General features: G+C 69.6%; 8 protein-coding genes. 4 read left to right on the top strand and 4 right to left on the bottom strand.

The window, feature by feature from the left end; translation table 11 throughout:
- Positions 1 to 161: 161 nt before the first annotated feature.
- The 4 genes from ACN6LD_RS37615 to metH all read right to left on the bottom strand — a co-directional run bounded on the left by ACN6LD_RS37615 (position 162) and on the right by metH (position 8,255).
- The gene (locus tag ACN6LD_RS37615) at positions 162 to 1,742 is read right to left on the bottom strand and encodes an ABC transporter substrate-binding protein (protein ID WP_445045503.1); all 1,581 of its coding nucleotides are present in this window, start codon (positions 1,740 to 1,742) and stop codon (positions 162 to 164) included.
- Positions 1,743 to 1,841: 99 nt separating this feature from the next.
- The gene (locus ACN6LD_RS37610) at positions 1,842 to 3,449 is read right to left on the bottom strand and encodes an ABC transporter substrate-binding protein (protein ID WP_319192762.1); all 1,608 of its coding nucleotides are present in this window, start codon (positions 3,447 to 3,449) and stop codon (positions 1,842 to 1,844) included.
- Positions 3,450 to 3,924: 475 nt separating this feature from the next.
- Positions 3,925 to 4,623, bottom strand: coding sequence for an HAD family hydrolase (locus ACN6LD_RS37605; RefSeq protein WP_319192761.1), 699 nt, complete (start codon positions 4,621 to 4,623; stop codon positions 3,925 to 3,927).
- 113 nt (positions 4,624 to 4,736) lie between these two features.
- Positions 4,737 to 8,255, bottom strand: coding sequence for a methionine synthase (gene metH, locus ACN6LD_RS37600; protein ID WP_319192760.1), 3,519 nt, complete (start codon positions 8,253 to 8,255; stop codon positions 4,737 to 4,739).
- A 353-nt stretch (positions 8,256 to 8,608) separates the two neighbouring features.
- Here metH and ACN6LD_RS37595 point away from each other — a divergent pair, with 353 nt between their 5' ends.
- The 4 genes from ACN6LD_RS37595 to ACN6LD_RS37580 all read left to right on the top strand — a co-directional run bounded on the left by ACN6LD_RS37595 (position 8,609) and on the right by ACN6LD_RS37580 (position 13,782).
- Positions 8,609 to 9,373 carry an IclR family transcriptional regulator gene (locus ACN6LD_RS37595; protein WP_057579638.1) on the top strand — a complete coding sequence of 255 codons (765 nt, stop codon included), beginning with the start codon at positions 8,609 to 8,611 and terminating at the stop codon, positions 9,371 to 9,373.
- Positions 9,374 to 9,747: 374 nt separating this feature from the next.
- Positions 9,748 to 10,542, top strand: coding sequence for an MIP/aquaporin family protein (locus tag ACN6LD_RS37590; RefSeq protein ID WP_057579640.1), 795 nt, complete (start codon positions 9,748 to 9,750; stop codon positions 10,540 to 10,542).
- Between the two features lie 75 nt (positions 10,543 to 10,617).
- Positions 10,618 to 12,156 (top strand): glycerol kinase GlpK, encoded by a 1,539-nt coding sequence (glpK, locus tag ACN6LD_RS37585; protein ID WP_319192759.1) that lies wholly within the window; start codon positions 10,618 to 10,620, stop codon positions 12,154 to 12,156.
- Positions 12,157 to 12,165: 9 nt separating this feature from the next.
- The gene (locus ACN6LD_RS37580; protein WP_319192758.1) at positions 12,166 to 13,782 is read left to right on the top strand and encodes a glycerol-3-phosphate dehydrogenase/oxidase; all 1,617 of its coding nucleotides are present in this window, start codon (positions 12,166 to 12,168) and stop codon (positions 13,780 to 13,782) included.
- Positions 13,783 to 13,875 lie beyond the last annotated feature (93 nt).

Below are 13,875 nucleotides of genomic sequence, written 5' to 3'. Positions count from 1 at the left end.
CAAAACGCTCGGCTGGGAAACCCCAGCCGAGCGCCTGTCTAAACTGCTCGCGGCCTAGACACACCGACCACGTGTTGCAACGACCGCTAGAAACTGCCCTGTCCGGCAGGGGGCGCCCTTCGCTGTCGTCCGCCGGCCCGTCGGGCGGGGCGGTCCGGGGCTCAGCTCTTGCTGAGTTCCCAGAAGCGGAACACGGTGGAGGCGTCCAGGCAGTTCTCCAGGCCGTAGACGTTCTCGCCGACGACGGCGTACTGCTTGGCCTGCCAGACAGGCAGGACCGGCACCTGTGCGGCGACGATGTTCTGCAGTCGGCCGTAGTCGGCGTCGGTGGCGCTGCGGTCGCTCTGTGCGGCGGTGCGCGGGATGAGCGTCCCGGTGATCGTCTTGTCGGTGTAGTGGTTGCTCAGCACGTTCCCCTCGCCGAAGAAGGGCGAGGTGAAGTTGTCGGCGTCGGGGTAGTCGGGCACCCAGCCCTTGACGTAGACGCCGTACTTGCCGGCGGCGATGTCCTTCTCGTACTGGCCGAAGGCGACGGACTTGACGTCGGCGTCGAACAGGCCGCTGGCGTTGAGCTGGGCCGCGACCGCCTTGAGTTCCTGGTCGGTGGCCGGGCCGTAGCGCGACGGGGTCGACCAGAGGGTGAGCTGCACCTTGTCGGTGATGCCGTCCGCGGCGAGGGCGGCGGCGGCCTCGGTCCGGGAGGGCCGGGCGCCGTAGCGGTCGAAGAAGGCGGTGTTGTGGCCCGCGATACCGGCCGGGATGATCGAGTAGAGCGGGTCGGCGGTGCCCTGGTAGACGTTCTTGATGAGGGCTTCGCGGTCGATGAGGTGGGCGATGGCCCGCCGGACGCCGAGCTTTCCGGCGACCGGGTCGTCCATGTTGAAGACGAGGTGCTGGACTTCCGCGCTGCTGCCCTCGACGACCTCGGCGCGGGCGTCCGCGCTCTGCTGGATGTCGGCGATGTCGGCGGCGGTCAGGCCCCGGTAGGCGATGTCGACGTCGCCGTCGAGCAGGGCCTGCTTGAGGGCCTTCTGGTCACCGGCGAAGAACTTGAGGGTGACACCGGTGTTCTGCGCTTCGGTGGCGGTGCCCCGGTAGTGCTCGTTGACGGAGAAGACGGCTTCGTCGTCGCCGAAGGAGTCGAGCGTGTAGGGGCCGGACCCGACGGCTTCGCCGTCCTCGCGCAGGCCGTCGGCGTCGTACTGCCGGTGGTCGACGATGGAGCCGGCGCCCGAGGCGATCTTGCTGGGGAAGGTGGCGTCGGGGGCCTTGAGCTTGAAGACGACGGTCTTGGCGTCGGGCGCCTCAACCGCGGCGAGCGTGGAGAACATGATCGCCGGGCCCGCGTCGTCGTTGATCTTCAGCGTGCGGTCGAAGGAGAACTTGACGTCCTCCGACGTGAGGTCGTCGCCGTTGCTGAACTTCAGGTCGTCCTTCAGCGTGCAGCTGTAGACCTGGGTCCGAGCGTCGGTGAAACGGCACTCGCGGGCGGCGTCCGGCTCGGGCTCGGTGCCGCCCTTGGGGAAGCTCAGCAGCGACTGGAAGACGTTGTTGAACAGCAGCCAGGAGCCGGGGTCGTAGCCGGATGCGGGGTCCGTGGCCAGCACCTCGTCGGACATGCCGAGGACCACCGCGGAGCCGTCGCCGCCCGCTCCCCCGCCCTGGGTGCCGCAGCCGGTCAACAGGCCGGAGGCCAGCCCCGCCATGATCGGCAGGACCGGCCACTGGTTGCGCAGGTTCACGTAGTGCCTTGTCGTCGTGTTCTCGTCACACCGAGGCCGCGGTCCGGGCCCCGGGCAGGGAGCAGGGAGAGGGAGCAGCGAGAGGGAGCAGGAAGCTCGTCAGCCGCTCGCGCCGCGGCCGAGCTCCCACAGCTGCAGTGTCGCGGAGGAGTTGAGCGCGTACGCCGTGCCCGTGACGTCGTTGTTGGCGGCGACGTACTGCTTGCCCTGCCACAGCGGAAGGATCGGGACGTCCTTGGCGACGATGTCCTGGATCTCCGTCAGGCTCTTCGTGGCGCTCTGGCGGTCGGCCTCGCGACGGGAGGACGGGATCAGGGTGTCGATGATGTCGCCGTTGCTGTAGGGCGACTTGAGGAAGTTGTCCTTGTCGAGGAACGGGGCGACGAAGTTGTCGGCGTCGGGGAAGTCGGGGAACCAGCCCATGCCGTAGACGGCGTACTCGCCCTTGCGCTCGGCCGGCACGAAGGCGTCCCAGGCGGTGCCCTTGATGGTGACGTCGAACAGGCCGCTGTCGTTGAGCTGCTTCTGCAGCACCTCGAACTCCTGCTTGGTGGCCGGACCGTAGTGGTCGGTCGTGTAGTTCAGCGTCAGCTTCACCGGCTTGGTGATGTCCGCGTCGGCCAACAGGGCCTTGGCCTTGCCGACGTTGGGCTCGCCGTAGGTGTTGACGAACGAGTTGGAGTGACCGGTGAGGCTGGCCGGGACGAGCGAGTAGAGGGGTTCGGCCTGGGAGCCGTACACCTTGGACACGAGCTCGTTGCGGTTGATGATCTGGGCCATGGCCTGGCGGACGGCCTTGGACTTCACTGCCGGGTCCGTGGTGTCGAACGCGAGGTAGCGGATCTCGAGGCCGTTCAGTTCGACCAGGTCGATGTCTCCGCCGGCGGACGCCTCGGAGAGCTTCTTGATCTGCTCCGGCGACATGGTGCGGGTCATGAGGTCGATGTCGCCCTTTTCGAGGGCGGTGCCCATGGCGTCGGCGTCCTTGTAGGACACCATGTCGACCTCGTCGTTGTTCACCTTCAGCGTCCCCTTGTAGTGGGGGTTCCGGGTGAACACGGCCTTGGTCATCTCGTCGCCGTCGGTGTCGGCCCTGAGGATGTAGGGGCCCGATCCATCGACCGCGAAACCTTCGCGCAGCTTGCCCTTGTCGTAGTCGTCGGGGTTGACGATGCCGGCGACCGGGGTCGACAGCTTGAAGGGGAAGGTGGCGTCGGCGGTCTTGAGATGGAAGATGACTTCGTTGTCGCCCTGCGTTTCGATGGTGTCGATGGTCGACAGGAGAGCGAACACACCGGAGTCGGCCTTGATGGCGCGGGCGCGGTCGATGGAGAACTTGACGTCCTTCGCCGTGACGTCGTCGCCGTCGGCGAACTGCAGGCCGCTGCGCAGTTTGCAGGCGTAGCGCTCGTTGCCGGTGTCGGTGAAGCCGCAGCTCTCGGCCGCCTCCGGGACGGGCTCGCCCTCGCCCTTGGGCTGGATCATCAGGGTCTGCACGGTCTGGCGCAGGATGTTCCAGGTGCCGACGTCGTAGGAGTACGCCGGGTCGAGCGGGGCCGGGGCGTCCTTGGTGGCGGTGAACCGGTCGGTGGTGCCCACGACGATGGCGTCGCCGCCGCCGCTGCCGCTGTCGGACCCTCCGCAGGCGGCGAGCACGGGCGCGAGCAGACCGACCACGGCCGGCAGCACCAAAGTCTTGCGGTTCATGCTCGAGTTTCTCCAGAGCTGTCGGTCCGTGTATCCGGCATGCAGGGGTGGCGCTGCGGATCACGGGGGTAGGCGATGTTCTCGCGACGAGATTAGTCCGCGTCGGCAGGAGGGTTCGCAGCCACCGGAGTTGAAAGCCCATCACGCAGCGAGACCGGCTGTGGACGCACTGAACAGCCGTCCGCGGAAGGATTCGTACAGCCGCTTACCAATCGGGACACAAGGGCACCCGCGAACGCCCCCGGCGGGGCCGAAATGCATACGGAGAGTCATGTGTCGAGCCCCGGTCGGGTGGGGAACGTCACAGCCGGAGGGGGTTCGGGAGCGGGTGGAATTCGGCCGTCCCGCAGCGGCCGGTGAAGATCGGAATTCCGCGTGCGGCGCCTCCGCCGAATTCCTGGTTATCGGCGGTGCACGCTGGGTGAAGGCCGCTGCATTTCCGTCATCGGGCGATCACGAATGGTCGTCGCGGTGATCAGTCGATCGGCATGAGGCCGCGCAGAAAAGACAGGTCGACCTGTTCGAGCGAGGAGACGACGGTACGTCGGGACGCGGGGGTGATGGGCGCCACCGAGGGCACCGCGACCACCAGGCAGCCCGCGGCCTCCGCCGAGGCGACGCCCGTCGCGGTGTCCTCGACGACCGCGCATCTCGTGGGGTCCACGCCGAGTCCGGCGGCGGCGAGCAGGTAGGGGTCGGGATGCGGCTTGGTGTGGGCGACCTCGTCGCCGGCGACGCTGAGGCGGAAGTGCTCGACGCCGAGCGAGGCGATGACGCGGTCGATGATGCGCCGGTGGGAGGCGGAGACCAGGGCCGTGGGCACCTCGTGCTCGGTCAGCTCGGCGAGCAGCCGGGCCGCACCCGGCATCAGGGGCAGTGCGCGGCTGATGCGGTCCTCGAATCCTTCGTTGAGCAGGACGGTGAGTTCTCCGACGGTGACGTCGGCCCCGGTCGCCTCGATCAGGAACCCGGCGCTGCGGCTCATCGGGCCGCCGACCACGACGTGCCGCCAGGAGTCGTCGAGAGTGTGTCCGAGCGCGCCGAAGACCTCGACCTCGACGTCCCACCAGAAACCCTCGGTGTCCACCAGGGTGCCGTCCATGTCGAGGAGCACGGCCTGCAGGGCGGAGCCCTCGGCCGTGCGGGTTACTGGCGCGGGAACCGTACTGGTCATCCGCGTACCTCCTTGAGGGACGAGCAGGCCGGTTCCCGCTGTGGGGAACCGGCCTGCAGTGGACCGACCAGCGTACGACTTATCGGATCAGTGTGCCGGACGGCACGCTCGTGTCACCGTGCGTTGAAGTACTTCGCCTCGGGGTGGTGGATCACGATGGCGTCCGTGGACTGCTCGGGATGGAGCTGGAACTCCTCGGACAGGTGGACGCCGATCCGCTCGGGCTGGAGCAGCTCGGCGATCTTGGCGCGGTCCTCCAGGTCGGGGCAGGCGCCGTAGCCGAGGGAGAAGCGGGCGCCGCGGTACTTCAGGGCGAACATGTCCTCGACGTCGGCCGGGTCCTCGCCGGCGAAGCCGAGTTCCGAGCGCACGCGCGCGTGCCAGTACTCGGCGAGGGCCTCGGCGAGCTGCACGGACAGGCCGTGCAGCTCGAGGTAGTCGCGGTAGGAGTTCGACGCGAAGAGCTTGGCCGTCTCCTCGCCGATGCGCGAGCCGACGGTGACGACCTGCAGGCCGACCACGTCGGTCTCCCCCGACTCCTCCGGGCGGAAGAAGTCGGCCAGGCACAGCCTGCGGCCGCGGCGCTGACGGGGGAAGGTGAAGCGGGTCCGCTCGTTGCCCCGTTCGTCCAGGATGATCAGGTCGTCGTCCTTGGAGACGCAGGGGAAGTAGCCGTAGACCACGGCGGCCTCGAGGAGGTTGTCGGTCTGCAGCTTGTCCAGCAGGCCGCGCAGCCTGGGCCGGCCCTCGCTCTCGACGAGTTCCTCGTAGGTCGGTCCGTCGCCGGTGCGGGCCTGCTTGAGGCCCCACTGGCCCTTGAAGAGGGCGCCCTCGTCGAGCCAGGAGGCGTACTCCTTGAGCTGGATGCCCTTGATGACGCGGGTGCCCTCGAAGGGCGGCTTCGGCACGGGGTTGTCGGTGGCGACGTCGGAGCGGACGTGGCCCTCCTCGGGGCGCTCCTCGACCTCGGCGGGAGCGGCGCTCGCGCGCACCCGGCGCTGCCGGAGTTCGGGCAGCTTCGCGCCGGGCACGCCCCGCTTGACGCCGATCAGGGCGTCCATCAGGCGCAGGCCCTCGAAGGCGTCGCGGGCGTAGCGGACCTCGCCCCCGTAGATCTCGTGCAGGTCCTGCTCGACGTAGGCCCGGGTCAGTGCCGCGCCGCCGAGGATGACCGGGTAGTCCGCCGCGAGTCCGCGCTGGTTGAGCTCCTCGAGGTTCTCCTTCATGATCACCGTTGACTTCACCAGCAGGCCGGACATGCCGATGACGTCCGCACGGTGCTCGGCGGCGGCGTCCAGGATCGCGGAGACCGGCTGCTTGATGCCGAGGTTGACGACGTTGTAGCCGTTGTTGGACAGGATGATGTCGACGAGGTTCTTGCCGATGTCGTGGACGTCGCCGCGGACCGTGGCGAGCACGATGGTGCCCTTGCCGTCGTCGTCGGACTTCTCCATGTGCGGCTCGAGATGGGCCACGGCCGCCTTCATGACCTCGGCGGACTGCAGGACGAACGGCAGCTGCATCTGGCCGGAGCCGAACAGCTCGCCGACGACCTTCATGCCGTCCAGGAGGGTCTCGTTGACGATGTCGAGGGCGGGCCGGCTCTGCAGCGCCTCGTCGAGGTCGGCCTCGAGGCCGTTGCGCTCGCCGTCGATGATGCGCCGCTTGAGGCGCTCCTCCAGGGGGAGTGCGGCCAGTTCCTCGGCCCGGCCGGCCTTGAGTGACTTGGCGGTGGCTCCCTCGAAGAGCTGCATGAGCTTTTGGAGGGGGTCGTAGCCCTCGGCCCGCCGGTCGTGGATCAGGTCGAGGGCGGTCTGCACCTCCTCCTCGCTGAAGCGGGCGATGGGCAGGATCTTCGAGGCGTGGACGATCGCGGAGTCCAGGCCGGCCTTGACGCACTCGTCGAGGAAGACGGAGTTCAGCAGGATGCGGGCGGCCGGGTTGAGGCCGAAGGAGATGTTCGACAGGCCGAGGGTGGTCTGCACGTCGGGGTGACGGCGCTTGAGCTCGCGGATCGCCTCGATGGTGGCGACGCCGTCGCCGCGGGACTCCTCCTGGCCGGTGCAGATGGTGAAGGTCAGGGTGTCGATGAGGATGTCCGACTCGAGGATGCCCCAGTTGCCGGTCAGGTCGGCGATGAGCCGTTCGGCGATCTCGACCTTCTTCTCGGGGGTGCGGGCCTGGCCCACCTCGTCGATCGTCAGCGCGATCAGTGCCGCGCCGTGCTCCTGGGCCAGCTTGGTGACCTTCGCGAAACGGGACTCGGGGCCGTCGCCGTCCTCGTAGTTCACCGAGTTGATCACGGCGCGGCCGCCGAGCTTCTCCAGGCCGGCCCGGATGACCTCGACCTCGGTGGAGTCCAGGACGATCGGCAGGGTCGAGGCGGTGGCGAAGCGGCCGGCGAGTTCCTCCATGTCGGCGACGCCGTCGCGGCCGACGTAGTCCACGCACAGGTCCAGCAGGTGCGCGCCCTCACGGATCTGCTCGCGGGCCATCTCCACGCAGTCGTCCCAGCGGCCGGCCAGCATGGCCTCGCGGAACTTCTTCGATCCGTTGGCGTTGGTGCGTTCGCCGATCGCCAGGTAGGCGGTGTCCTGGCGGAAGGGCACGCTCTGGTAGAGGGAGGCGGCGCCGGGCTCGGGGCGGGGGCTGCGCTCGGCGGGCTCGAGGCCGCGGACGCGTTCGACGACCTGGCGCAGGTGCTCGGGGGTGGTTCCGCAGCAGCCGCCGATGAGGTTCAGCCCGTAGTCGCGGACGAAGTTCTCCTGGGCGTCGGCCAGGCCTTCGGCGTCCAGCGGGAAGTGGGCGCCGTCCTTGGTGAGGATCGGCAGTCCGGCGTTCGGCATGCACAGCAGCGGGGTGCGGGAGTGCCGGGCCAGGTAGCGCAGGTGCTCGCTCATCTCGGCGGGGCCGGTGGAGCAGTTCAGACCGATCAGGTCGATGCCGAGCGGCTCCAGCGCGGTGAGCGCGGCGCCGATCTCGGAGCCGAGCAGCATGGTGCCGGTCGTCTCGAACGCCATGGACACCAGCAGGGGCACCTCGACGCCGGTCGCCTCCATTGCGCGCTTGGCGCCCAGGATCGACGACTTGGTCTGGAGCAGGTCCTGGGTGGTCTCCACGATCAGCGCGTCGGCGCCGCCGGCGAGAAGGCCCTCGGCGTTGGCCTGGAAGCCGTCGCGCAGGGTGCCGTAGCCGATGTGGCCGAGGGTGGGCAGCTTGGTGCCGGGGCCGATCGAGCCGAGGACCCAGCGGGTGCGTCCGTCGCGGGCGGTGAAGTCGTCGGCGGTCTCGCGGGCGATGCGGGCGCCGGCCTCGGACAGTTCGTGCACCCGGTCGGCGATGTCGTACTCGGCCATGGCGGAGTGGTTCGCGCCGAAGGTGTTGGTCTCGACGCAGTCCACGCCGACGGCGAAGTACTCCTCGTGCACGGAGCGCACGATGTCGGGCCGGGTGATGTTGAGGACCTCGTTGCAGCCCTCGAGGTCCTGGAAGTCCTCGAGGGTGGGCTCCTGGGCCTGGAGCATGGTGCCCATGGCTCCGTCGGCCACCACCACTCGGGTGGCCAGGGCCTCTCGGAGCGCGGACACACGGGTCCGGCTGTCGGCGGAAGGGGTCGGCGGCACAGAGGCCATGTAAGGGCTCCCTCAGATGCGACGGCTGTCGGCTTTACGTCACCTCGGGATGCGTGGAGCAGGGGCTTCCCGAGGAGCGCGCACGCCGTCAGGGTAGCCGGGACGGAGGCCTTATGGTCAGGGGCGTCCACGGGGCGGACGGGTGTGGCGGCGGGGCGGGGCCCGGCCACGGCGGGTGCGGCGGGTGCCACGGCCGTGCGACGGCCTTGCTGCTTCCGGGGGACGCGTGGCGGAACACGTGTCGACCGACCATTGGCGGGAGGTCGGCATGGACCGGTAGTGTTCGACATTGCCGAACGGCGGCAGCAGATGCCGCCTGCAGGCGGTCCGATGGGGACGGAGGCGGGAGGGCGATGGCGCGGAACATCCAGTCGGTCGAACGTGCGGCCGCGATGCTGCGGCTGCTCGCGGGCGGCGAGCGGCGACTGGGCCTGTCGGACATCGCCTCGTCCACGGGCCTGGCCAAGGGCACCGCCCACGGCATCCTGCGCACCCTCCAGCAGGAGGGCTTCGTCGAGCAGGACGACGCCTCCGGGCGCTATCAGCTGGGCGCCGAGCTGCTGCGCCTGGGCACCACCTACCTGGACGTGCACGAGCTACGCGCGCGTGCCCTGGTCTGGACGGACGACCTCGCCCGGTCCAGCGGCGAGAGCGTGCACCTGGGGGTGCTGCACCAGCAGGGCGTGCTGATCGTGCACCACGTCTTCCGGCCGGACGACAGCCGGCAGGTGCTGGAGATCGGGGCCATGCAGCCGCTGCACTCCACAGCCCTCGGCAAGGTGCTGTCGGCCTACGACCCGGTCGCGCACAGCGAGGCCCTGGAGGCCGAGCGCAAGGCCTACACGGACCGCACGGTGTGCGACGCGGAAGCGTTCGAGCACATCCTCGACATGACCCGCGCGCGCGGGTACGCGGCGGACGTCGAGGAGACCTGGGAGGGCGTCGCCTCCATCGCCGCGCCCATCCACGACCGGCGGCGCATGCCCGTCGGCGCGGTCGGCGTCACCGGCGCCGTGGAGCGGCTGGGCCGGGACGGCGAGCTGCGGCCGGAGCTGATCGCCGCGGTGCGCGACTGCGCCCGCGCGGTCTCCAGGGACCTCGGCGGCGGGCGTTTCTGAGCCGCGGGGCGGCCGCCGCTCCTGAGAAGTGCGTGAGACCTGGCCGGGACGTCCGATGACGTTCCGGCCTTCGCCATACCCTGCAATAGCTGCCCGAAGCAGACATCGGGGGCGAGTATGTGCGCACCCACGCGAAGATCGATAACTCACAGCGATCAATAACGATCGCGTTTTCGATAACGGCACTCTTGACGCACACGTAACCGCCGGGCAAGACTCCCGTCCATCGGTCGACATTGTCGAACACCTAACGGCAATACGCGCTAGAGTGTGACAACGCCAAAGGCCGGCATCGCTCTCATCCCCGAGGGCGCTCGAACCCCCGGCGGGACCCGGGGTTCGGCTTCCCTGGACGAAGGACAAAGGAGTCGCGGGTGTCCAGCTCCGACATCTTCATCGGCGAGACCATCGGTACCGCCATACTCATCCTGCTCGGCGGCGGCGTCTGCGCCGCCGTGACGCTGAAGGCCTCCAAGGCCCGCAACGCCGGCTGGCTCGCCATCACCTTCGGGTGGGGTTTCGCCGTTCTGACGGCTGTCTACACCTCGGCGCCGCTCTCCGGCGCCCACCTCAACCCGGCGGTCACCCTCGCACTCGCGATCAAGGACGACGACTGGAGCAACGTTCCGGTCTACTGGGCCGGGCAGCTGCTCGGCGCCGCCATCGGCGCCACCCTGGTCTGGGTCGCCTACTACGGCCAGTTCCACGCGCACCTCACCGACAAGGAGATCGTCGGCGGTCCGGGCGCGCAGTCGACGAAGGTCAAGGCCGTCGAGGCACAGGAGCAGGGCGCCGGCCCGGTCCTGGGCGTCTTCTCCACCGGCCCCGAGGTCCGGGTCGTCTGGCAGAACCTGGCCACGGAGATCATCGGCACCGTGGTGCTGGTCCTCGCCGTCCTCACCCAGGGCCTGAACGACAAGGGCAACGGCCTCGGCAACCTCGGCGCGCTGATCACCGCGCTCGTCGTGGTGTCGATCGGCCTCTCCCTCGGCGGCCCGACCGGCTACGCGATCAACCCGGCCCGCGACCTCGGTCCGCGCATCGTGCACGCCCTCCTGCCCCTGCCCAACAAGGGCGGCTCCGACTGGAGCTACGCCTGGATCCCGGTGGTCGGTCCGCTGATCGGCGGCGCGATCGCTGCAGGCCTCTACAACGTCGCCTTTGCTTAAGAGCACCAGCTGCACCGCGTACTCGGCAGCGCCGTACAGACAGCCTCTTATCCACGGAAACCCCAGGAGCACTCAGTGACCGACGCGCACACCGCCGGCCCGTTCATCGCCGCCATCGACCAGGGCACCACCTCCTCGCGCTGCATCGTCTTCGACCGGGACGGCCGTATCGTCTCCGTCGACCAGAAGGAGCACGAGCAGATCTTCCCGAAGCCGGGCTGGGTCGAGCACGACGCCAACGAGATCTGGACCAACGTCCAGGAAGTCGTCGCCGGAGCCATCGAGAAGGCCGGCATCACCCGGGACGACATCAAGGCCATCGGCATCACCAACCAGCGTGAGACCACGCTGCTGTGGGACAAGAACACCGGTCAGCCCGTCCACAACGCCATCGTCTGGCAGGACACCCGCACCGACGCCCTCTGCCGCGAGCTCGGCCGCAACGTCGGCCAGGACCGCTTCCGCCGGGAGACCGGCCTCCCGCTGGCCTCCTACTTCGCCGGCCCCAAGGCCCGCTGGCTGCTCGACAACGTCGAGGGCCTGCGCGAGCGCGCCGAGGCGGGCGACATCCTCTTCGGCACCATGGACACCTGGGTCATCTGGAACCTCACCGGTGGCGTCGACGGCGGCAAGCACTACACCGACGTCACCAACGCCTCCCGCACCATGCTGATGAACCTGCACACCCTGGAGTGGGACGAGAAGATCGCCGAGTCCATCGGCGTCCCGCTGGCGATGCTGCCGGAGATCCGCTCCTCCGCCGAGGTCTACGGCGAGGTCACCGGCGGCCGGCTCGGCGACCTGCTCGGCGGCATCCCGGTCGCCTCCGCGCTCGGCGACCAGCAGGCGGCCCTGTTCGGCCAGACCTGCTTCGCGGAGGGCGAGGCCAAGTCCACGTACGGCACCGGCACGTTCATGCTGCTGAACACCGGCGAGAAGATCATCAACTCGTACTCCGGCCTGCTGACCACCGTCGGCTACCGCATCGGCGACCAGAAGCCGGTCTACGCCCTCGAGGGCTCGATCGCCGTCACCGGTTCGCTGGTGCAGTGGATGCGCGACCAGATGGGCCTGATCTCCACCGCCGCCGAGATCGAGACGCTCGCGCTCTCCGTCGAGGACAACGGCGGCGCCTACTTCGTGCCGGCCTTCTCCGGACTGTTCGCCCCGTACTGGCGCTCCGACGCCCGCGGTGTGATCGCCGGCCTCACCCGGTACGTCACCAAGGCGCACCTCGCGCGCGCCGTCCTGGAGGCCACGGCCTGGCAGACCCGCGAGATCACCGACGCCATGACGAAGGACTCAGGCGTCGAGCTCGCGGCCCTCAAGGTCGACGGCGGCATGACCTCCAACAACCTGCTGATGCAGACCCTCTCGGACTTCCTGGACGCGCCCGTGGTGCGCCCGATGGTCGCCGAGACGACCTGCCTCGGCGCCGCCTACGCCGCCGGCCTCGCCGTCGGCTTCTGGACCAACACCGACGACCTGCGCGCCAACTGGCGACGGGCCGCCGAGTGGACCCCCCGCATGGACGCGGAGACCCGCGACCGTGAGTACAAGAGCTGGCTCAAGGCCGTCGAGCGGACCATGGGCTGGCTCGAGGACGAGGAGTAAGAACCCCACATGACCAGTCAGTCCACCCTGCAGTCCGTGCCTGCCCTGGGGACGCGCCCGGCGTCCGGCTCCAACCCGAGCCGCGCCGAGACCCGGGAGCAGCTCTCCAAGGCGTCGTACGACCTCCTCGTCATCGGCGGCGGCATCCTGGGCATCTCCACCGCCTGGCACGCCGCGCAGTCCGGCCTCAGGGTGGCCCTGGTCGACGCCGGCGACTTCGCCGGCGCCACCTCCTCCGCCTCCTCCAAGCTGCTCCACGGCGGTCTGCGCTACCTGCAGACCGGCGCGGTGAAGCTCGTGGCGGAGAACCACTTCGAGCGCCGTGCGGTATCCCGCCAGGTGGCCCCCCACCTGGCGAACCCGCTCACGTTCTACCTCCCCGTGTACAAGGGCGGGCCGCACGGCGCGGCGAAGCTCGGGGCGGGCGTCTTCGCCTACTCCGCGCTGTCGGCGTTCGGCGACGGCGTCGGTCACCTCCTGTCCCCGGCCAAGGCCGCGCAGGACGTTCCCGAGCTGCGCACCGACAACCTCAAGGCCGTGGCCGTGTACGGCGACGACCAGATGAACGACGCGCGCATGGCGCTGATGACGGTCCGCGCGGCCGTCGAGGCGGGGGCGGTCGTCCTCAACCACGCCGAGGTGTCCGGCCTGCGCTTCACCAGGGGCCGGGTCACCGGCGCGGACCTGCGCGACCGTCTCTCCGGCGACGAGTTCGGCGTCAACGCCCGGCTGGTGCTCAACGCGACCGGACCGTGGGTCGACCACCTGCGCAAGATGGAGGACCCGAACGCGGCGCCGTCCATCCGCCTGTCCAAGGGCGCGCACCTGGTGCTGAAGCGCACCGCGCCCTGGCGGGCCGCGCTCGCCACTCCGATCGACAAGTACCGCATCACCTTCGCCCTCCCCTGGGAGGACATGCTGCTGCTCGGCACCACCGACGAGGAGTTCGAGGGCGACCCGGCGGACGTCTCGGTCACCGAGAAGGACACCGCCCAGATACTCGACGAGGCCGCGTTCTCCATCCGCGACCAGCAGCTCGACCGTGATCTGATCACGTACGCCTTCGCCGGTCTGCGGGTGCTGCCGGGCGGCCCCGGCGACACCGCGAAGGCCAAGCGCGAGACCGTCGTCACCGAGGGCAGGGGCGGCATGCTGTCCGTCGCCGGCGGCAAGTGGACGACGTTCCGGCACATCGGCCGTACGGTCATGCAGAAGCTGGAGGCGCTGCCGGGCCACCCGCTGGGCGACGACTTCGAACCGATCTCCTCGCTGCCGAAGAAGCTGCCGCTGCCCGGCGTCGCCAACCCGCGTGCGGTCGCCCACCGGCTGCTGGTCGACAACCCGGCGCCCGGCCCGCGCATGGCCGCCGACACGGCGAAGCACCTGGCCACCCACTACGGCTCGCTGGCCTTCGACATCGCGCGGCTGGCCAACGACAACCCCGAGCTGGGCGCGCGCGTCCACCCGGACGCCCCGGAGATCTGGGCGCAGGTCGTCTACGCCCGCGACAACGAGTGGGCCGAGACGCCGGACGACGTGCTGCGCCGCCGTACGACGCTGACGATCCGCGGTCTCGCCACGGACGACGTCCGCGCCAGGGTGCAGGATCTGCTCGACAAGAAGTGACCTGCCCGACGGCACACCGACCCTCCGCCGGCCCGCCGCCCTGACCGGGGCCGGCGTCGGGGGACGGCCCTCTCCGTACCGGGGCCGGAACAG

It is taken from the genome of Streptomyces sp. SAS_272 (genome assembly GCF_052543235.1).
This window is presented reverse-complemented; position numbering and strand designations above follow the sequence as displayed.